Consider the following 20,020-nt stretch of genomic DNA (forward strand, 5'->3'; position numbering starts at 1 on the left):
ACGTGATCACCGCATTCGTCCTGATCAAGACTGACGCTTCCCGCATCCCCGAGACGGCTGAGGAGATCTCCGCGATCGAGGGCATCAGCGAGGTGTATTCCGTAACCGGCGAGTGGGACCTGATTGCCGTCGCCAGGGTGCCCCGGCACGAGGACCTGGCCGACGTCATCGCAGACCGGCTTTCAAAGGTCCCGGCCGTTGTCCACACCACCACGCATATTGCTTTCCGCGCCTACTCCCAGCATGACCTGGACGCGGCGTTTTCCCTGGGTTTCGAACAGTAGGAAGACCGAGGCAACCCCTTAGCGGGCGGTGAGGGAAACCCACTTTTCGAGGACGGCTGCAGCGGCGCCGGTATCAATTGATTCGGCTGCGCGGGCAAAGGCTGCCTTCATACGGTCCACGAATGGCCCGTCGGCGGATTCGTCGAAGGCCACGAGTCCGGCAGCAGCGTTAAGCAGGACGGCGTCCCGGGCGGGGCCTTCCTTGCCGGCAAGGACGTCCCGGACAACTGCGGCATTTACCTCGGCGTTGCCGCCGCGCAGCTGCTCCACCGTTGCCAGGCTGATGCCAAGGTCCTGTGGCGAGAACGTCATTTCGCTCACAGCACCGTCCCGGATTTCCCAAACGGTGGACGGACCGGTGGTGGTGAGCTCATCAAGGCCGTCATTGCCCCGGAAGACCAGTCCCCTGCTCCCCCGCTGCGCCAGAACGCCCGCCACCAGCGGCGCCATCCTGGCGTTTGCGACGCCGACAGCAGAGGCCTGCACCTTTGCCGGGTTGGTGAGGGGGCCCAGGAAATTGAACGCCGTCGGAACAGCCAGCTCCCGCCTGGGGACCGCGGTGTGTCGGAATGACGGATGGAACACCTGCGCGAAGCAGAAGGTGATCCCCGCCTCCTCGGCGTTGCGGGCAACTTCCTCGATTGTCAGGTCAAGCCGGACCCCCAAAGCCTCCAGCACATCGGCAGAACCGGACGACGACGACGCCGCGCGGTTGCCGTGCTTGACCACCTTGGCGCCGGCTCCGGCGGCTACAAGGGCCGCCATCGTGGAGATGTTCACCGTATTGAGCTGGTCTCCGCCGGTACCCACGATGTCCAGTTTTTGGCCCGAAATGCCGATGGGTTTTGCGTGGGCCAGCATGGCATCCACCAGGCCGGAAAGCTCCTCAACGGTCTCGCCTTTGGCGCTAAGGGCTACGAGGAATCCCGCGATCTGTGCCGGCGTGGCCTCCCCGGACATGATGGTGTCCATAGCCCAGGACGTGTTCCCGGCAGTAAGGTCGGTCCCGCTGATCAGTGCCGAGATCACGCGGGGCCACGAATTGGCGGACGGTGCGGAAGCCTGTGAAGTCACCTCCTGATGCTATCTAGGGTTGGCGGGGACTGACCAATATGAACCCCCGCGGGAACTTTTCCGCGCGAATTCGCGTCTTTGTAGAAAAAGTCCCCCAAAAAGGCGGTTTGCGTTGGGCAGCACGGACTTTTACAGACATAATGTCTATGTGACATCTGCGACCCATGCCCCCAGTACCCCGGCGCACCCCACGCTGAACCGCCCCAACATGGTTTCCGTTGGAACCGTTGTGTGGCTGTCAAGTGAGTTGATGTTCTTCGCCGGTCTCTTCGCCATGTACTTCACGCTGCGCTCAACGAGCGCACAGATGTGGGCGGACGAGACAGCCAAGCTCAACTTCCCGTTCGCGCTCGCCAATACGATCGTCCTCGTGGCCAGTTCCTTCACTTGCCAGATGGGCGTCTTCGCTGCGGAGCGCCTGCAGCCGCGAAGGACCGGGGGTGTGTTCCAGTTCGCCCGGTGGGGAATGAATGAATGGTTTACCCTCACGTTCCTCATGGGCGCCTTCTTCGTTGCCGGACAGGCCACCGAGTACGCGATGCTGGTCTCCGAGCACGTATCGCTCTCCTCCAACGCCTACGGTTCCGCGTTCTACATGACCACCGGCTTCCACGGCCTGCACGTCATCGGCGGACTGGTCGCCTTCCTGCTCATCATGGGCCGGTCTTTTGCGGCGAAGAAGTTCGGGCACTTTGAAGCCACTTCGGCGATTGTCACCTCTTACTACTGGCACTTCGTGGATGTCGTATGGATCGGCCTCTTCCTGGTCATCTACGTACTCAAGTAGCCAGCTTTGATTCTTTTTCTACAAGAGGCAGAATTTCAGGTAGCGGCTCCCGGAGCCGGCGCAGGATCGAATAAAGGAACCACCACGTGAAGGCACTCTCACAAAAGCGGCGTCACCCACTTGCAGCAATAGCGCTGCTTCTGATGGGGCTCCTCATCACGGGTGGGCTCTACGCCGTGGCTACCACCGTCAACGAGGCCAAAGCCTCCACTACCTCTTACAGCGCAGATGACGTCGAAGAGGGCGGCAAACTTTTCGAGGCCAACTGCGCTACTTGCCATGGCATGGGCGCCAGTGGCACCGAGGCTGGTCCGTCACTGGTTGGCGTGGGAGCAGCCGCTGTTGACTTCCAGGTGGGCACCGGCCGCATGCCGATGCAGATGAACGGTCCCCAGGCGATGAAAAAGCCTGTCCAGTTCAACGATGAGCAGACCAACCAGCTCTCAGCCTACGTCGCGTCCCTGGGCGCCGGCCCGGCGATTCCTGAAGAAGGCCTGCTTGACGAAGGCGGCGATGCCGCCGCCGGTGGCGAGCTGTTCCGCGTCAACTGCGCCATGTGCCACAACGCTGCCGCTGCCGGCGGCGCCCTGACCCGCGGCAAGTTCGCACCTGCCCTCGCAGACGTTTCGGGCAAGCACATCTACGAGGCCATGGTGACCGGTCCCCAGAACATGCCTGTGTTCAGCGACTCCAACATCACCCCCGAAGACAAGCGCGACATCATCACCTTCCTGAAGCAGATCGAGAGCAGCGGTTCCCCCGGCGGCGCCGACCTCGGTTCGCTGGGTCCGGTAGCTGAAGGCTTGTTTGTATGGGTCGCCGGCCTTGGCGTCATCATCGCCTTCACGATCTGGTTGACCTCCCGGACGTCCTGACATCCGCGTCACCGCACACTTCTGCTGATCCGTCAGCAGCTTGATATTAGAAACTAACCCGGTATCCGCCGGGACGAGAGAAGGATGAGGCGAATTATGGGCAACCATAGTGACGGCAGTCCGAACCACTCGGGCACCGTAGCTACGGCTGGTCAGAATGAGGTGGAGAAGTTCCAGGATCCTGGAATTCCTCCGCACCGTTTGCGCCTGGCTGACACGGACCCGAAGGCCGCAAAGCGGGCAGAACGGCAGGTCGCCTTACTATTTGGCATCTCTGTTGTTGGAACCCTGATCTTCCTGGTGGCGTACTTCGCCATCGATCTGGGAGCCGGGGAGTCGAGCATCGACGCCATCCGGCTGCAGAACATGCTCCTGGGGCTGGGGACCGCGTTCGCGATGCTCGGCATCGGTACCGGCATTGTTCACTGGGCCAAAGCCCTTATGCCGGACCACGAGGTTTCCGAGGAACGCCACGCGATCCGATACGAAGAGGACCGCCAGGCCGCGGTACGCATCGTCGACGACATCGTTGAAGAGACGGGCATCAAGCGCCGTCCTCTGATCCGGAACACCCTTCTGGGTGCTGTCGCCCTTGCGCCCCTGCCGGCAGTTGCCATCTTCGGCGACCTCGGTCCGCGTCCGGACAACAAGCTGGCCCACACCTTGTGGGCACCCCAGGAAGGCAAGCTCAAGCGTCTTGCCCGAGACCCCGACGGTACGCCGATCAAGGCATCCGATGTAACCATCGGATCGGCATTCCACGTTATCCCCGAAGGCCTGAACGACCTCCACGAGGGCAAGCTCAACGAAAAGGCCAAGGCCGTTGTGCTGCTCATGCGGTTGGATCCGGCGTCGCTGAACCCCTCAGAAGGCCGCGAGGACTGGGGTTACAACGGCATCGTTGCTTACTCGAAGATCTGCACCCACGTCGGTTGCCCCGTTGCTCTGTATGAGCAGCAGACGCACCACCTGCTGTGCCCGTGCCACCAGTCCACCTTCGATCTCACGCAAGAGTGCAAGGTGATCTTTGGCCCCGCCAGCCGGCCTCTCCCCCAGCTGCCCATCGCAGTTGATGACGAGGGCTACTTGGTCGCTACCAGCGACTTCAAAGAACCTGTAGGACCAAGTTACTGGGAGCGTGATATGCATGAGCGCAGCATCAACAGCTGAGCCCGCTTTCGTCGCCAAAACCAAGACAGGCCGGTTTACCGACTTCGTCGACCAGCGTGTTGGCGGTTCCGGAATCCTCCGCGAATTCGGCCGCAAAGTCTTCCCCGACCACTGGTCCTTCATGTTCGGCGAAGTGGCGCTGTACTCTTTCGTCATCCTGCTGCTCTCCGGCACCTTCCTGACGTTCTTCTTTGATCCGTCCATGGCGGAGACGCACTACGACGGTTCGTATGTTCCGTTGAAGGGCGTGGAGATGTCCGTGGCCTACAGCTCGTCCCTGGATATCTCCTTTGATATCCGTGGCGGACTGTTCATGCGCCAGGTCCACCACTGGGCCGCCCTGCTGTTCGTAGCCTCCATCGCAGTGCACATGCTGAGGGTCTTCTTCACCGGAGCCTTCCGCAAGCCCCGTGAGATGAACTGGGTTGTGGGCGGGGTACTGCTCATCCTGGCCATGGCTGCCGGTTTCACCGGCTACTCCCTGCCGGATGACCTGCTCTCCGGTAACGGCCTGCGCATCATTGACGGTGTCATCAAGTCCATCCCGGTCATTGGTACGTACATCTCGTTCTTCCTGTTCGGCGGCGAGTTCCCGGGAACGGCTGTGATCGGCCGGCTTTACATGCTGCACATCCTGCTGGTGCCCGCACTGATCCTGCTGATGATTGTGCTCCACCTCTTCATGGTGGTCGTCCACAAGCACACCCAGTACCCCGGCCCCGGCCGCAATGACAACAACGTCGTCGGTTACCCGCTCGGACCTGTCTACGCTGCCAAGGCCGGCGGATTCTTCTTCATCGTGTTCGGCGTCCTGGCCCTCATGGCAGGCTTCTTCACGATCAACCCGATCTGGAACTACGGTCCTTACGATCCCTCCCCCGTGTCCGCCGGTACCCAGCCTGACTGGTACATCGGTTTTGTTGACGGCGCCCTGCGCCTCATGCCGGGCACCTTCGGGGATTGGCAAGTGGAGCAGACGTGGCTTGGCTTCGTCTTCTCGTTCAACGTCCTGCTGCCGGCACTGGTCCCGGCCGGAATCCTGTTCACCGTGATGTTCATGTACCCGTGGATTGAACGCTGGATCACCAAGGACGATCGCGAGCACCACGTGCTGGACCGTCCCCGCAACGCCCCTACGCGGACTGCCATCGGTATGGCGGGCTTCGTCTGGTACTGCGTCATGTGGGCCGCCGCCGGTTCTGACCTCATCGCCACGCACTTCAGTGTCTCTCTGAACGACGTTACGTACTGGCTGCGGGCGCTGTTCTTCGTAGGCCCGATCATTGCCTTCATCGTGACCAAGCGCGTTGCCCTGGCCCTTCAGCGGAAGGACCGCGAAATCGCACTCCACGGACGGGAAACGGGCCGCATTGTCCGCCTCCCGCACGGCGAGTTCATCGAGGTGCACGCTCCGCTGGACGAGTACAAGCGCTACAAGCTCGTGGGCTTCGAGTCCCCTGAGGTTCTCCCGGCCTTGCCCAACGAACACGGTGTGGTGACCCGCAAGGAGAAGCGCCGTGCGTTCCTCTCCAAGTGGTTCTTCGAGGACCGCGTGGCTCCGGCCACCCCTGCCGAGCTGGAAGCCGCCCACGGCCACGGCCACGAGGCTGTGGAAGCACCGGAAGCAACCAAGAGCCTGTCCCACTAGGTTCTGACAACCGACGAAGGCCCGGTCCGCATGGACCGGGCCTTCGTTCTTTAAGTTTTACTTGGGAACGGCACCCTTCGAGCGGGTTCTCCTGGCCAAAGCCGCAGACGCCTAGTGGTTTCGCGCCCTGCGGGCACCGGGGCGCTGCAGCGGAACCCACAGCTTGTACCTGTCAGCGCGGTAATACGACACGGAGTAGTCCACCATCGCGCGGGCAACAAAGGCATGGCGCTGGATCTTCAGCAGTGGCGAGCCCACCTCAACGTTCAGCAAGCGGGCAGTCGAGGGCGAGGCAGCCGTGGCCTCAATCATGTCCTCTCCCCACTCCATCACCAGGCCGAACTGTTCGCTCAGGACGTTGTACAGCGACGTGGGCGGTTCCCCGTCCAGCAGCCCCGGCACGCGGTGCGCGGGAATGAAGTTCTCATCAACGCTCATCGGTTCCCCGTCAGCCAGCAGCAGGCGGCGGAACCGCACCAGCGGCGTTCCCTCATCCAGCTGCAGTTCCCGGGCCAGGAACGCACTCGCGGCTATCTGCTCAAAGCTCAGCACCTTTGCAGCCGGGACCATCCCGCGCCGCTGCATCTCTTCGCTGTAGGACGTCAGCTTCACCTGGAGATCAAGCTTGGGCCTGCGGACGAACGTCCCCAGACCCACAACCCTCTCGATCACCTCTTCACCAACCAGGGCATCGATTGCCTGGCGGACGGTCATTCGCGCCAGGCCGAACCGCTCGGCAAGATCACGCTCCGACGGCAGGGCCGATCCCGGCGGGCAAGACTCGGCAATATAGGAACGGAGGATCTCACGGAGCTGGACATAGATCGCCGTTCCGCTGGTCCGGTCGATCTCGCCGGCGATCGCTGCCGCGCTAGATGCCATGGCGGGTCTCCCCTGCGTTGAAGTTCACCCTCCAATTTTAGGTCAGGTCTAGACCAGTAAGGACCGCGCTCCCGCCGCTTGGCAGTGCGGGCCGCCGCACGGCTATATTTGTCAGGCACATGTCATTTGGCGGCAGAAGGCCGCTACAAAGAAGGAGTCCCGTTGCCAACACTCAAGGCAGTGGTCAGAGCCTCGGTGGGACTGCACGCACGTCCTGCCGCCGTCTTCGTACGGGCTGTCACGGAAACCGGCCTTCCAGTGACCATCGCCAAGGACGGTACACCGCAGGTTGATGCGCGGTCACTTCTCCAAGTGATGACGGCAGACTTCCACCACGGCTGCGAGGTGGAACTCGGCATCAGTGAGTCTGCGCTGGAGGGCGCACAGAGCCGTCGGGATGCTGAGGAGGCCCTCCGGGGGCTTAGCGACCTTTTGGAGTCGCAGGGCGCCTCCTGAGACCCGCCGAGACGGTTCAAACAAAACGACGTCGGGCCCCACCTTCTGGTGGGGCCCGACGTCGTTGTTTTGTACTTGTTTGTTGCTAGTGTGCGTGGTCGCCGCGGCTGTACTCGTAGACCCAGCCAATGAGGGCAACAACGGCCATGCCCGCGGCGATGTAGACGATCCAGAAGCCCACTGCAAGGCCCAGGAAGCCCGTGGCGCAGGAGAGGCCCAGGACCAGCGGCCACCAGCTCCAGGGGCTGAAATGCCCCTGCTCGCCGGCGCCTTCATGGATCTCGGCATCGCTGCGGTCCTCGGGGCGGAGGCCAACGCGCTTGCCGGTGAACCCGAGGTATCCGCCGATCATGCCGGCCAGGCCGCCAACGAGGAGAATGCCGAGGATGCCCACCCACTCGCCCCAGTTGGTCAGGAAGCCGTATACCAGGGACACGGGAACGAAGAAGAAGACTCCGGCACCAAAAATCCAGGATTCAATTTTCATTGTCAGTTATCCCTCTGGTCTGCGTTTCCGAGCGTCTGGGCTGCGGGAGCGGGTGACTCAACGGTGTGGACCTGGCGAAGTTCAGGGTGGTGCAGGTCCAGTGCCGGGCGCTCCGAACGGATCCGGGGCAGCGAAGTGAAGTTGTGCCGCGGCGGCGGGCAGGACGTGGCCCACTCCAGCGAGGCGCCGAAGCCCCAAGGGTCATCCACCTGCACCTTCTCCGCGCTGCGCCAAGTGATGTAGACGTTCCAGAAGAACGGGATCAGCGATGCGCCCAGGACAAAGGAGGCAACCGTGGAGAACTGGTTCATCCAGGTGAAGTTGTCTTCCACCAGGTAGTCGGCGTAGCGGCGCGGCATGCCCTCGACGCCCAGCCAGTGCTGGATCAGGAAGGTGCCGTGGAAGCCCAGGAACAAGAGCCAGAAGTGGATCTTACCGAGGCGTTCGTTGAGCATCTTGCCGGTGAACTTAGGCCACCAGAAGTAGAACCCGGCAAACATGGCGAACACTACGGTGCCGAACACCACGTAGTGGAAGTGGGCCACCACGAAGTAGGAGTCCGACACATGGAAGTCCAGCGGCGGCGAGGCCAGGATGATGCCGGTCAGGCCGCCGAACAGGAACGTGACCAGGAAGCCGATGCTCCAGAGCATGGGGGTTTCGAAGGTCAGCGAACCGCGCCACATGGTGCCGATCCAGTTGAAGAACTTCACGCCGGTGGGCACTGCAATCAGCATGGTCATGAACGCGAAGAACGGCAGCAGCACCGAGCCGGTGACGTACATGTGGTGCGCCCACACGGTGACCGAGAGTGCGGCAATGGCAATGGTTGCGTAGACCAGGCCCTTGTAGCCAAAGATCGGCTTGCGGCTGAACACCGGGAAGATCTCCGAGACAATGCCGAAGAACGGCAGCGCGATGATGTACACCTCGGGGTGGCCGAAGAACCAGAACAAATGCTGCCAGAGGACCGCACCGCCATTCTCCGGATCGAAGATGTGGGCACCGAAACGGCGGTCGGCACCGAGGGCAAACAGGGCCGCGGCCAGCGGCGGGAACGCCATGAGGACCAGGATGGCCGTCACGAGGATGTTCCAGGTGAAGATCGGCATCCGCCACATGGTCATGCCCGGGGCGCGCATGCAGATGACGGTGGTGATGAAGTTGACGGCACCCAGGATGGTTCCGAAGCCGGACAGCGCCAGGCCGAACACCCACAGGTCACCGCCGATGCCGGGGCTGAAAGTGGTGTTGGACAGCGGAGCGTAGGCGAACCAGCCGAAGGACGCGGCGCCCTGCGGGGTGATGAAACCGGATACCGCAATGGTGGAGCCGAAGAGGAAGAACCAGAAAGCCAGCGCATTGAGCCGCGGGAAAGCCACGTCCGGAGCGCCGATCTGCAGCGGCATGATGACGTTCGCAAACCCGGCAAACAGCGGGGTGGCGAACATCAGCAGCATCACGGTGCCGTGCATCGTAAAGAGCTGGTTGTACTGCTCCTTGGTCTGCAGGATCTGCATGCCCGGTTCGAACAGCTCGGCGCGGATGAGCAGGGCCATCACGCCGCCCAGGCAGAAGAACACAAACGACGCGATCAGGTACATGTACCCGATGGTCTTATGGTCGGTGGAGGTGATCCAGTTGACGACAATGCGTCCCTTGGACTTCGGAACCACGGGAGCTGGAAGGACTCCGGTGGGTGCGGATTGAGTGTACGTAGCCACGTCGCTCCCCTTACTTAATTTCGTTCACGTTCGGGTTGCGGTCGTACTCATTGCCGAGGAGACCCGTGTTGCCTGCTTCGCGCAGTTCGTCCATGTGGGCCTGGAATTCGGATTCCGACACCACCTTGACGCGGAACAGCATTTCGGAGTGGTACTCGCCGCAAAGTTCGGCACACTTGCCGTCGTAGGTGCCCTCTTTGGTGGGGGTGAACCTGATGTAGTTGGTCTTGCCCGGGATCATGTCGCGCTTCTGCAGGAAGGCGGGAACCCAGAAGGAGTGGATCACGTCGCGTGCGTTGAGCTCGAGGTCAACGGACTTGTTCACCGGCAGGTACAGCGTGGGGAGCTGCTCCATGTCAATGGTGTTTCCGGTGAGGTTCGTCTGCACGCCGGCTTCGTAGACGTCCTCTTCAATGACGTCGCCGGCCTTGTAGTTGAAGTCCCAGGCCCACTGCTTGCCGCGGACGTCAACAACGACGTCGGCCGGCTCGGAGCGGTTATCGATGGCCTGCTGGTCGCGGTCGGTGAAGTAGAAGAACACCACAACCATGAACAGCGGGATGGTCAGGTAAAAGACTTCCAGGGGGAGGTTGAAGCTGGTCTGCCGCGGGAACCCGACGGTGCCTTTGCGGCGGCGGTAAGCGACCAGGCACCAAACGATCAGGCCCCAGGTAATGATGCCCACAACCAGGGCGGCAATCCATGAGTTGACCCAGAGGTCCATGATGCGGTCGGTGTTGCTGGTGGTGCCACGTTCCGTGGGCAGCCACCCTTTCTCTACCTCTGGCGAACATCCGGTCAAAACCAACGCGCCGGCAATTGCCAAGCTTGAGATCGTTGTGATCGTTTTGCGTCGGCTGCCGGTTCGGTTCTGCGAACTCACAGACGGCCCTTCCTACTTGTTGCTGCTGTCCGGGAAGACTCGGCCGCCCCGGGCACACTAAAAGTTTTACTACTCGGTGTAGAGCTTACCGCTCCGCCGGGCGTTTCGCCCACATGTCGGCGCCGCGCCCCCATACCGTTATTTTCGGCAGGTGGCCCGGCGCCGGCATCGGGCGAAATAACCGGCTTAGTGGAACGAATCCCCACAGGCGCAGGAGCCGCCGGCGTTCGGGTTATCGATGGTGAACCCTTGCTTGGAGATGGTGTCCTCAAAGTCAATGGACGCACCGCTCAGGTACGGAACGCTCATCTTGTCCACAACAACTTCGACGCCGTCGTAGTCCCGGACTGCGTCTCCGTCCAGGAGCCGCTCATCGAAGTACAACTGGTAGATCAGCCCGGAGCAGCCGCCGGGCTGCACGGCAACCCGGAGGCGCAGGTCCGTACGGCCTTCCTGCTCGAGAAGGCTGCGCACCTTGCCTGCTGCGACGTCGGTCAGTTTGACCTCGTGGACGGGCAGTTCTTCACTGGCCGTGCTGGTGGTACCGGTGCTGTTCTCATTTGTTGCGGTGCTCATTGGCCTACCTTCTTAGGACGGTCTGGCGGCGCCGCGCTGGCGGTGCCTGCCCCTACGGTTTCGGTATGGGCTATAGCTACATGCTACGCGGGGCGGACGTGTAGCTCTAACTCCTGACGTAACCATGGGTGGTCCCTCCTTGTTCCCGGGGAAAGCCCTTAATTTGGTCCCGGCAGCCCCGGCCGGCGGAGAGCTTAGAGCCCCTGCTCATTGATCCGGGCGAGGAGCAGCGCCTCGGCCAGGATGGCTTTGCGGAAGTCGCCAAGGTGCAGGGATTCGTTGGCGCTGTGCGCGCGGGAGTCCGGATCCTCCACACCCGTCACCAAGATGTGCACGTCCGGATACAGTTCCGTCAGGTCTGCGATGAAGGGGATGGAACCACCTATGCCGGTCTCCACGGCCGGTACTCCCCAGGCCTCCCCCAGCGCCCACATCGCCAGTGAAGCCGCAGGCGATGAGGTGTCGGTCAGGAACGCGTTTCCGCTCTCCCCCGGCGTGAATGTCACCCTTGCACCGAACGGGGCATTCGCCTCCACATGCCTGCGCACGGCATCCATTGCCTCGGCGGGGACCTGTCCAGGCGCCAGCCGCAGGCTGAACTTCGCCCGCGCGCGTGGCAGCAGGGTATTCGAGGCTTCGTCCACCGACGGAGCGTCAAACCCGATGATGGACAGGGCGGGCTTGGTCCAGAGCCGCGAGGCGATGCTGCCCGAGCCCGCCAGCCGGACGCCGTCGAGCACGGATGCGTCAGCCCGGTAATCCTCCTCCGGAAGGTCCACGGCGGCGGTGTCCTTGGCCACCAGGCCCTCGATTGCAACGTTGCCCCGGTCATCGTGAAGCGTGGCGATAAGGCGGGACAGCAGGGTGGGCGCATCCAGCACGGGACCGCCGTACATGCCCGAGTGGACGGCGTGCTCAAGGACCTGGACTTCGATGGTCCCGTCAACCAGGCCCCGAAGGCTGGTGGTCAACGCGGGAACGCCCACCTTCCAGTTGCTCGAATCGGCCACCACGATGACATCGGCGCGCAGCAGCTCACGGTTTTCCTCCAGGAATGACCGGAAGGTGGGGGATCCCGCTTCTTCCTCGCCTTCAAAAAAGAACGTCACGCCCAGGCCGAGTGCGCTGCCGAGCACCTCCGAAACTGCCGCGTAGGCGGCAACGTGTGCCATGATTCCGGCTTTGTCATCCGCTGCGCCCCGGCCGTACAGGCGCCCGTCCTTCTCGACGGCGGTGAACGGATCGGTCTCCCACAGGCCGGTGTCCCCCGTGGGTTGGACGTCGTGGTGGGCGTACAGGAGGACCGTCGGCCTGCCGTCCGCGGCGGGCCTGCGTGCGACGACGGCGGGGCCGCCCGGGGTGCCGTCCGGCTTGTCGCAGGCCAGGATCTGCACATTGTCCAGGCCAACGCCGCGCAGCAGGTCCGCTACGGCTTCGGCACTGCGTTCCAGGGGTTCGCGGTCGAAGCTTGGCCACGCAATGCCGGGGATGGCGACCAGCTCTTTGAGCTGTTCAAGGGTTTGGCCGAAGGACGCGTCGATGGCGGTACGGAGATCGTCCGTCGAGCTGTTTCCGGCAAAGCCCGGGGATGGGCGGGCACTGGGATTCTGCGGCATGGCCGTGGGCGATGAAGTCATGGCCAAAACATTACCCGCGTCACATCCGCCGCTGCGGGGCGCGGCGATGGCCAGGCATCAAATCCGCAGCCCGCCGCAAGGTATTCTGTTCAGGTGTTCGGACGTAAAAAGGAAGCGCCCTCGGCGCAGCAAACAGTAGACCAACAGGCTGCAGAGGCCGCGGCGCGGGCCAACCAATTGAGCGGCAAGGGGGCCCCGACTCCCACCCGCAAGGCACAGGAAGCAGCCCGCAGGCGCCCGCTGGTCCCGGAAGACCGCAAGGCATCGAAGGCTGCCGAGCGCCAGGCCATCCAGGACCAGCGCCTCAAGATGCGCCAGGCGCTGGATACCGGCGACGAGAAGTTCCTGCCCCTGCGCGACAAGGGCCCGCAGAAACGCTTTGCCCGTGATTTTGTCGACGCCCGCTTCAGCCTGGGTGAATACCTGATGTTCGGCGCCCTGGTTTTCGTGCTGGTGTCCCTGGTGGTCCCGGCTTCGAGCGACATGATGATCTATGTGCTGGGCGGATTCTGGGTGATGTTCCTGGCCGTCTTCGTGGACGTGTTCATCCTGTCCCGCCAGCTCCGCAAGCGTCTGACTGCCAAATTCGGCGAGGTGGAGCGCGGAACCGTCTGGTACGGCTCCATGCGCTCCCTGCAGTTCCGCAAACTCCGCCTTCCCAAGCCCCAGGTCAAGCGCGGGCAGTACCCAGCCTGACCGGCAGAGGTTCCATTAACGCGAAACCCCGGCGGTTGATCCGCCGGGGTTTCGCGTTTAAAAGGAGGGCGCAGGGGCGCCGAGTTCCATCAGTCAGGGCCGGCGCTTCTTCGCGAGTTCCCGGTTGATGCCCGCCGCCCAAAAGGGTCCTTCGTAAAGGAACGCAGTGTAGCCCTGGACCAGGGTTGCTCCGGCGTCGAGCCTGTCCTGGACGTCCTGAGCTGTTTCCACGCCACCCACTGCCACCAGGGTAAGGGCGTCGCCGGTGACATCCTTGAGCCTGCGCAGCACGGCAAGGGAACGCTGCTTCAGCGGGGCACCGGAAAGCCCGCCCGCACCGCACTTCTCAACCTGCTCCGCCGGCGAAGCCAGCCCGTCCCGGGCGATGGTTGTGTTGGTGGCGATAATGCCATCCAGCTTGAGGTCGAGCGCGAGGCGGGCGACGTCGTCGATATCCTCGTCGCTGAGATCCGGTGCGATCTTCACAAGCAGGGGCACGTGGCGCCCGGCAGCCCGGTCAGCTTCTTCACCCACGGCGGCCAGCAGGGGCCGGAGCGACTCCACATCCTGGAGCAGGCGCAGTCCGGGAGTGTTGGGCGAGCTTACGTTGACCACCAGGTAATCGGCGGCGGGCGCAAGGCTGCGGGCACTCACAAGATAGTCACCAACGGCGTCGGCCAATTCAACTGCTTTGGTCTTGCCGATATTGACACCGATGACCGGGCGCACGTCCGGGTGCCGGCGCTGCAGTGCGGCACGGGCAGCCTTGAGGCGCGGGGCCACAGCCGTTGCGCCGTCGTTGTTGAACCCCATCCGGTTGATGACGGCGCGGTCCTGGACCAGGCGGAAGAGCCGCGGCTTCTCGTTGCCGGGTTGGGCCTGGCCGGTGATGGTACCCACCTCCACGTGGCCGAACCCGAGTTCGGTCAACGCCTCGATGCCGTGCCCTTCCTTGTCGAACCCGGCAGCAAGCCCGAACGGGGACGGGAACGTTAGGCCGAATGCCGTGGTCTGGAGGGATGGTGCGGGCGCAGTCAGCTTTTCCAGGACTTTTCCCGCGCCGGTACGGTGCGCGAGCCTGATGGCCTTGAACCCGATTTTGTGGGCGCGCTCGGCGTCCATCCATGAAAAGGCAAGCCTGAAGAATGTGGGGTAAACGCGCATGCCTCTAGTTTTCCGTCTCGGAGGGCCCAGACCAAAATGAGCCGGCCGAACTGGGAGCGGATTAGCATAAAGCCATGGAGTGGCAGAAGGACATCCTGGGCGGGGACTTCGAGTCGCACGCCTTCCAGGCCAGGGGTCCGGACGGCGTGGAACGCACGGCCACCCTTGTCCGCTTCCGACCTGCCCTGAAGAGTTTGCCCGCCTCATCCGCGCGCCGCAGGGTGGTCCTTTTCCTGCATGGCTGGAGTGACTATTTCTTCAATGTGGACCTGGCGCGCTTTTGGTCGTCTGCCGGATACGACTTTTACGCGCTGGACATGCACAACCATGGCCGAAGCCTGCGTCCGGAATCACCGGGCGGGTATGTCTCGGACCTTGGGGATTATGACGCCGAAATCGACACCGCGTGCGGGCTGATCGGCCAGGACGGGGCGGACCCGTCCTTGACCCTGATGGGGCATTCGACGGGAGGGCTGGTGGCCGTGCTTTGGGCAAGCCGGCATCCCGGCAGGGTGTCACGCCTGGTGCTGAACAGTCCTTGGCTTGAGATGCACGGCAGTTCATTGGTACGCCGTGCAACGGCGGGGATGGTGGGTCCCGTGGCCCGGTTCCGCCCTGAGGCAGTGCTCCGGCTACCGGAGCGTGGCTTCTATTGGCGCACCATCAGCAGTTCGGCCGACGGCGAGTGGACGCTGGATGACCGCTACCGTCCCCCCATGGCCTTTCCGGTGCGGGCGGGATGGCTCAGTGCCGTGCTGGCCGGGCACGCACGGGTGGCGCGGGGCCTCAACATCGAGGTGCCCATCCTTGTCCTGCTGTCCAGCGGCAGCGCCAACGGGCTCTTCTGGTCTGAAGAGATGCGGCGGACGGACGCCGTCCTCGACGTCAACATCATTGCCGCCCGCGCCCTGACCCTGGGCCGCACCGTCACCGTGGAGCGGATTGACGGCGCCTTGCATGACGTGTTCCTCTCCCCCGCCGCCGTGCGCGCGGACGCCTACGCCAGGCTGGCGCGCTGGCTTCGGGCCTATGGGGACGAGGAACCGGAACCATCCGGCAGCCGGGACAGCGAATGAGCGGCACACAGGTGGGCAGGGAGACGGATGAGGCTCTGTGGACGGCCGACATCCTGGGCCCGCGCTTCGAGCAGCGGGTCCTTCCCCTTGCCCCGGATGACGAGGGCGACGTCTGTGCGACCCTCGTCCGTTGCGGCGCCACGCGGCCGGGGCCTATACCGGCGACGGCAGGGCGGCCCGCCATCAACGTGGTCCTCTACGTCCACGGCTGGGCTGACTACTTCTTCCAGGCGGACGTGGCAGAGTACCTGACCGACGCAGGGTTCCCCTTTTACGCCGTGGACCTGCGCAAGTTCGGCCGCAGCCTCCGCCCTTGGCAGACGCCGGGTTTCACCGAAGATCTGGCTGTCTATGACGAGGACCTGGCCGCCGCCCTCGCGGCGATCAGGGAAGACGTCACCGAACTCCTGGGGCCGGGGGTTGAACCTACCGTCCACGTTCTGGCCCATTCCCTGGGCGGGCTCATCACGGCACTGTGGGCTGACCGGAACCCGACGGCACTGGGCACCCTGATCCTGAACGCCCCGTGGCTGGAACTGCAGGGCAGCAGTATCATCCGCACCATTGCCATGCACCTGGTGGATCCGCTGTCCAGGGCCGACCCCCGCCGTCCCTTGTGGCTCCCGGAGATGCCCGGATACTGGCAAAGCGTCAGCGACGAGGCCCACGGCGAATGGCACTTCGACCCCCGGTGGCGTCCCAGGGCATCATTTCCCATCAGGGCTGGCTGGGCCAAAGCGGTCCTTGCCGGCCATGCCGCGGTGGAGCGCAGGCTGGACATCAGGGCCCCGGCGCTCGTCCTGCTCTCGAACCGCACGCGCATCCAGATCGAGTGGTCCGCGGAGATGATGGAGGCCGACGCCGTGATCGACGTCGAGGAAACGGCCCACCGTGCGCTGCGCTTGGGACGGCGGGTGGCCGTCTTCCGCTATCCGGGCGCCATCCACGACGTATTCCTGTCCCGCCGCGCGGTGCGGGAGGAAGCCTGCCGTGACCTGGCAGCGTGGCTCAGGGCGTACTCAACCTGACGGGTGCCGGCAGGGCCCTGCCGTTTCAAGGGCTTACCTTGACCAGTGGACCCGGGAATCAGGACCCAACCGGTGCGGCCGCATCCACGGCACCGCCATAGCGGCGGTCACGCCGGGCGTATTCCTCAACGGCGGCCCAAAGCGTCCGGCGGTCCACCTCGGGCCACAGGGTATCCATGAACACGAACTCTGCGTACGCGGACTGCCAGAGCAGGAAGTTGGACAGCCGCTGCTCCCCGGAGCTGCGGAGGAACAGGTCCACGTCCGGCAGGTCCGGCTCGTCAAGGTACTTCTGGATGGTCCGCTCGGTAATGGCGCCGGGCTTCAGCCTGCCGGCAGCCACCTCCGCAGCAATGGCGGAAACGGCATCCGTGATCTCTGCCCGGCCGCCGTAATTAACACACATGGTCAACGTGCAGGTGCTGTTGCCCGCTGTGAACTCCTCTGCTTCCTCAAGCTCGCGGATGACCGAGCCCCACAGCCGTGGCCGCCGTCCAGACCACCGTACCCGGACTCCCCAATCATCGAGCTGGTTCCGTTGCCGACGCAGCACATCCTTGTTAAATCCCATCAGGAAACGGACTTCTTCCGGTGACCGGCGCCAATTCTCGGTGGAGAAGGCATACACGCTGACGTACTCGATGCCCAGCTCGATGGCCCCTGCCATCACGTCCAGCAGGGCGGGCTCCCCGGCCTTGTGCCCTTCAATCCTCGGCAGGCCGCGCTGGTTTGCCCAGCGGCCGTTTCCGTCCATCACGATCGCAACATGGCGGGGAATGAACTCCGCGGGGATGGAGGGCGCCACGGCGCCCGAGGGGTGCGGATACGGGGCAACCACCGGGTGGGTGCGCTTCCGTGAGGCGGTGTTCTTCTTCCCGAGTGCCACTGTCAGCTACGCTCCACATGTTTGAGGGACTTCAGCACCCGTTCGAGGTGCCATTGCAGGTATGCGGCCACCAGGCCGGCGGCTTCTTTCCGGTGCAGCGGAAGGGAGCCGTCCGCCGTTGTCCAGTCCCCGGTCAGCAGCGCCGCCAGCAGGACCACCGTCTCCGCCGCCGGAGCCGGCGAGCCAGGGGGCCTGCATGCGCTGCAGACCATTCCTCCCAGCGGAGCGGAAAAGGCGCTGTGGGGGCCCGGCATGCCGCACCGGGCGCAGTCCGTGAAGCTGGGTGCCCAGCCGCCGGTGGCCAGGGCCCGGAGAAGGTAGGAGTCAAGGATCAGGCCGGCGGCATGTTCATCCCTGCTGAGTGAAGCCAACGCACCCACCAGCAGGTTGTACTGTGCTGTTCCGGCCTCGCCGTCCACGTCCGTCAGTTTCTCGGCCGTTTCGGTCATGGCGGCGGCCACCGTGTAACGGCCGTAGTCCGCGGCGATGTTTCCCCCGTACGCCCCTTTGGCCACGGCCTGGGTCACGATGTCCAGCGTTTTGCCGGACACAAGCTGGAGGTCCGCCACCATAAAGGGTTCCAGGCGCGCCCCGAACCGGCTGCTGGTGCGGCGCACCCCCTTCGCGACAGCCCGGACCTGGCCATGGTGCTTGGTCAGCAGGGTGATGATCCGGTCCGCCTCACCCAGCTTGTGGGTACGCAGCACGACGGCGTCGTCCCGGTATGCGCGGGAGGCGAAAGAGTGTTGGGCCACGCCTTTTATCTTCCCATTCTTTGCCGGCCCAGCCGTGCCGCGTGCCGCCGTGCCGCCGGCAGCTTCCTGCGGCACGGCAGTGTGGGGGTCAGGCCTGGGCGTCCCGGATGGCGCGGTTCACGGCGGAGATGACCGCCTTCAGGGAGGACATGCTGGTGTTGGCGTCGATGCCGACACCCCAGAGCACGCGCTCCCCCACGGCGCATTCGACGTAGGCGGCTGCCATGGCATTGCCGCCCTCGGAGAGTGCATGCTCGCTGTAGTCCAGGACCCGGACATCCACGCCGTCTTCCCGCAGGATGCTCAACAGCGCAGCGATGGGACCGTTGCCGGTGCCCGTCCGGCTGACCTGTGCCCCGTCAATGGTGAGGGACGCGTGAAGCGTCATCCCGCCGTCGTCGTCCGTTTCTGTCTTGACCGAGCCGAGGGAATATTGGCCCCACTGGCCGTCCGTCTTGCCTGAGGGCAGGTACTCGTCCTGGAAGACCTGCCACAGCTGGGCACCGCTGACTTCGCCGCCCACCGTGTCCGTGCGCTTCTGTATAACACCGGAGAATTCGATCTGGGCACGGCGCGGCAGGTCCAGGCTGTGCTCATTCTTGAGCAGGTAGGCAACGCCCCCCTTGCCGGACTGCGAGTTGACCCGGATGACGGCCTCGTAGCTGCGGCCCAGATCCTTTGGATCAACCGGCAGGTACGGCACCTGCCAGGTGAAATCGGCAACGTCCTTGCCTGCGGCTGCGGCGTCCCGCTCAAGGGCTTCGAAGCCCTTCTTGATGGCGTCCTGGTGGGAACCGGAGAACGCCGTGAACACGAGGTCGCCGCCGTACGGTGAACGCTCCGGCACGGGCAGCTGGTTGCAGTACTCAACGGTCCGGCGGACGTCGTCGATATTGGAGAAGTCGATCATGGGGTCGATGCCCTGCACGAAGAGGTTCAGGCCAAGGGTCACCAGGTCCACGTTGCCGGTCCGCTCGCCATTGCCGAAGAGGCAGCCTTCAATCCGGTCCGCTCCGGCCATGTAGCCCAGCTCGGCGGCGGCGACGCCCGTTCCACGGTCATTGTGGGGGTGCAGGGAGAGGATGATGCCTTCGCGCGGGTGCAGGTGGCGGCTCATCCACTCGATGGAGTCCGCGTAGACGTTCGGCGTTGCCATTTCCACGGTGGCGGGCAGGTTGATGATGACCTGGCGGTCCGCGGAGGCTTCGAAAACGTCGGCGACGGCGTTGCAGACCCGCACCGCATATTCCAGCTCCGTGCCGGTGAAGGACTCCGGGGAGTACTCGTAGGTCACGTGCGTGTCCGCGAGGGTTTCCTCGTACTTCCTGCACAGCCGGGCACCCTGGAGCGCGATGTCCAGGATTCCGTCCTCATCCTGGTTGAAGACAACGCGGCGCTGCAGAACGGAGGTGGAGTTGTAGAGGTGGACGATGGCCTGCTTGGCGCCGACCAGCGACTCGTAGGTGCGCTCGATCAGGTGCTCCCGGGCCTGGGTCAGGACCTGGATGGTGACGTCGTCCGGGATGTGGTTGCCCTCAATCAGCTGGCGGACAAAGTCGAAGTCCGTCTGCGAGGCGGAGGGGAACCCGACCTCGATCTCCTTGTAGCCCATGCGGACCAGCAGATCGAACATCTTCATCTTGCGCGCCGGGCTCATCGGATCGATCAGGGCCTGGTTGCCGTCGCGGAGGTCCACTGCGCACCAGCGGGGGGCCTTGGTAATGACCTTGTCCGGCCAGGTGCGGTCCGGCAGTTCAACCTTGATCTGGTCCTGGAACAGCGTGTAGCGGTGGGCAGGCATTCCTGAGGGCTTCTGTGCGTTTCGCATTACTATCGGGGCCTTTTCTGTGGTTCTACGTTGAAAGGGTGGCCGGGCAACACAAACTCCGCAGCGAGGGTGGGCCTTGCGCTAGATCGCGTCTGAGGCCTCGC

The 20,020-nt window shown here is 63.9% G+C and carries 20 protein-coding genes; 9 read left to right on the forward strand and 11 right to left on the reverse strand.

Annotated elements, in window-relative coordinates:
- Positions 1 to 2: 2 nt before the first annotated feature.
- Complete coding sequence (locus tag ABRP28_RS05180) at positions 3 to 284, forward strand: Lrp/AsnC ligand binding domain-containing protein (protein WP_350003257.1); 282 nt, start codon at positions 3 to 5, stop codon at positions 282 to 284.
- Between the two features lie 18 nt (positions 285 to 302).
- Here the strand turns inward: ABRP28_RS05180 and trpD are convergent, their stop codons facing one another.
- Positions 303 to 1,358 (reverse strand): anthranilate phosphoribosyltransferase, encoded by a 1,056-nt coding sequence (gene trpD / locus ABRP28_RS05185; RefSeq protein WP_350003255.1) that lies wholly within the window; start codon positions 1,356 to 1,358, stop codon positions 303 to 305.
- Between the two features lie 112 nt (positions 1,359 to 1,470).
- Here trpD and ABRP28_RS05190 point away from each other — a divergent pair, with 112 nt between their 5' ends.
- The 4 genes from ABRP28_RS05190 (at position 1,471) to ABRP28_RS05205 (ending at position 5,838) form a co-directional block, all read left to right on the forward strand.
- Complete coding sequence (locus ABRP28_RS05190) at positions 1,471 to 2,145, forward strand: heme-copper oxidase subunit III (protein ID WP_217432071.1); 675 nt, start codon at positions 1,471 to 1,473, stop codon at positions 2,143 to 2,145.
- A gap of 86 nt (positions 2,146 to 2,231) precedes the next feature.
- Complete coding sequence (locus ABRP28_RS05195; RefSeq protein WP_350003253.1) at positions 2,232 to 3,020, forward strand: c-type cytochrome; 789 nt, start codon at positions 2,232 to 2,234, stop codon at positions 3,018 to 3,020.
- A gap of 96 nt (positions 3,021 to 3,116) precedes the next feature.
- Positions 3,117 to 4,190 (forward strand): ubiquinol-cytochrome c reductase iron-sulfur subunit, encoded by a 1,074-nt coding sequence (locus ABRP28_RS05200; RefSeq protein WP_231454298.1) that lies wholly within the window; start codon positions 3,117 to 3,119, stop codon positions 4,188 to 4,190.
- The gene (locus ABRP28_RS05205) at positions 4,168 to 5,838 is read left to right on the forward strand and encodes a cytochrome bc complex cytochrome b subunit (RefSeq protein ID WP_350003252.1); all 1,671 of its coding nucleotides are present in this window, start codon (positions 4,168 to 4,170) and stop codon (positions 5,836 to 5,838) included. The genes ABRP28_RS05200 and ABRP28_RS05205 overlap by 23 nt, the downstream gene beginning before the upstream one ends.
- A 111-nt stretch (positions 5,839 to 5,949) precedes the next feature.
- Here the strand turns inward: ABRP28_RS05205 and ABRP28_RS05210 are convergent, their stop codons facing one another.
- Positions 5,950 to 6,720 (reverse strand): GntR family transcriptional regulator, encoded by a 771-nt coding sequence (locus ABRP28_RS05210; RefSeq protein WP_350003250.1) that lies wholly within the window; start codon positions 6,718 to 6,720, stop codon positions 5,950 to 5,952.
- 162 nt (positions 6,721 to 6,882) lie between these two features.
- Between ABRP28_RS05210 and ABRP28_RS05215 the strand changes: the two genes are divergently transcribed.
- On the forward strand, positions 6,883 to 7,176 hold the full coding sequence (locus ABRP28_RS05215; RefSeq protein ID WP_350003248.1) for an HPr family phosphocarrier protein: 294 nt from the start codon (positions 6,883 to 6,885) through the stop codon (positions 7,174 to 7,176).
- Between the two features lie 85 nt (positions 7,177 to 7,261).
- Here the strand turns inward: ABRP28_RS05215 and ABRP28_RS05220 are convergent, their stop codons facing one another.
- The 5 genes from ABRP28_RS05220 to ABRP28_RS05240 form a co-directional block, all read right to left on the reverse strand.
- Positions 7,262 to 7,663 (reverse strand): cytochrome c oxidase subunit 4, encoded by a 402-nt coding sequence (locus ABRP28_RS05220; protein WP_231454294.1) that lies wholly within the window; start codon positions 7,661 to 7,663, stop codon positions 7,262 to 7,264.
- A 2-nt stretch (positions 7,664 to 7,665) separates the two neighbouring features.
- On the reverse strand, positions 7,666 to 9,387 hold the full coding sequence (ctaD, locus tag ABRP28_RS05225) for a cytochrome c oxidase subunit I (protein WP_350003246.1): 1,722 nt from the start codon (positions 9,385 to 9,387) through the stop codon (positions 7,666 to 7,668).
- A 10-nt stretch (positions 9,388 to 9,397) separates the two neighbouring features.
- Complete coding sequence (coxB, locus tag ABRP28_RS05230; RefSeq protein ID WP_231454292.1) at positions 9,398 to 10,270, reverse strand: cytochrome c oxidase subunit II; 873 nt, start codon at positions 10,268 to 10,270, stop codon at positions 9,398 to 9,400.
- A gap of 186 nt (positions 10,271 to 10,456) precedes the next feature.
- Entirely contained in the window at positions 10,457 to 10,846 is a 390-nt protein-coding gene (locus tag ABRP28_RS05235) for an iron-sulfur cluster assembly accessory protein (RefSeq protein WP_188808880.1), read from the reverse strand.
- A 194-nt stretch (positions 10,847 to 11,040) separates the two neighbouring features.
- Entirely contained in the window at positions 11,041 to 12,483 is a 1,443-nt protein-coding gene (locus tag ABRP28_RS05240; RefSeq protein ID WP_350003240.1) for a dipeptidase, read from the reverse strand.
- 93 nt (positions 12,484 to 12,576) lie between these two features.
- On the opposite strand from ABRP28_RS05240, the gene ABRP28_RS05245 reads away from it, so the two are divergent.
- The gene (locus tag ABRP28_RS05245; RefSeq protein WP_350003238.1) at positions 12,577 to 13,179 is read left to right on the forward strand and encodes a DUF3043 domain-containing protein; all 603 of its coding nucleotides are present in this window, start codon (positions 12,577 to 12,579) and stop codon (positions 13,177 to 13,179) included.
- 93 nt (positions 13,180 to 13,272) lie between these two features.
- On the opposite strand, the gene ABRP28_RS05250 is transcribed toward ABRP28_RS05245, so the two are convergent.
- Entirely contained in the window at positions 13,273 to 14,343 is a 1,071-nt protein-coding gene (locus ABRP28_RS05250) for a quinone-dependent dihydroorotate dehydrogenase (protein WP_350003236.1), read from the reverse strand.
- A 74-nt stretch (positions 14,344 to 14,417) separates the two neighbouring features.
- Between ABRP28_RS05250 and ABRP28_RS05255 the strand changes: the two genes are divergently transcribed.
- Together ABRP28_RS05255 and ABRP28_RS05260 are read left to right on the forward strand one after the other, a co-directional pair.
- Positions 14,418 to 15,419 (forward strand): alpha/beta hydrolase, encoded by a 1,002-nt coding sequence (locus tag ABRP28_RS05255; protein ID WP_350003235.1) that lies wholly within the window; start codon positions 14,418 to 14,420, stop codon positions 15,417 to 15,419.
- On the forward strand, positions 15,416 to 16,447 hold the full coding sequence (locus ABRP28_RS05260; RefSeq protein ID WP_350003233.1) for an alpha/beta hydrolase: 1,032 nt from the start codon (positions 15,416 to 15,418) through the stop codon (positions 16,445 to 16,447). The genes ABRP28_RS05255 and ABRP28_RS05260 overlap by 4 nt, the downstream gene beginning before the upstream one ends.
- A gap of 58 nt (positions 16,448 to 16,505) precedes the next feature.
- On the opposite strand, the gene ABRP28_RS05265 is transcribed toward ABRP28_RS05260, so the two are convergent.
- From ABRP28_RS05265 to leuA, 3 genes are all read right to left on the reverse strand, one after another.
- Positions 16,506 to 17,333, reverse strand: coding sequence for an isoprenyl transferase (locus ABRP28_RS05265; RefSeq protein WP_350003232.1), 828 nt, complete (start codon positions 17,331 to 17,333; stop codon positions 16,506 to 16,508).
- Between the two features lie 2 nt (positions 17,334 to 17,335).
- Positions 17,336 to 18,088, reverse strand: coding sequence for a DNA repair protein RecO (gene recO, locus ABRP28_RS05270; protein WP_350003230.1), 753 nt, complete (start codon positions 18,086 to 18,088; stop codon positions 17,336 to 17,338).
- Between the two features lie 88 nt (positions 18,089 to 18,176).
- Positions 18,177 to 19,916 (reverse strand): 2-isopropylmalate synthase, encoded by a 1,740-nt coding sequence (gene leuA, locus ABRP28_RS05275; RefSeq protein WP_350003229.1) that lies wholly within the window; start codon positions 19,914 to 19,916, stop codon positions 18,177 to 18,179.
- Positions 19,917 to 20,020: the final 104 nt, after the last annotated feature.

The sequence above is a fragment of the Pseudarthrobacter sp. WHRI 8279 genome, from assembly GCF_040224115.2.
In the GTDB taxonomy this organism is placed as follows: domain Bacteria; phylum Actinomycetota; class Actinomycetes; order Actinomycetales; family Micrococcaceae; genus Arthrobacter.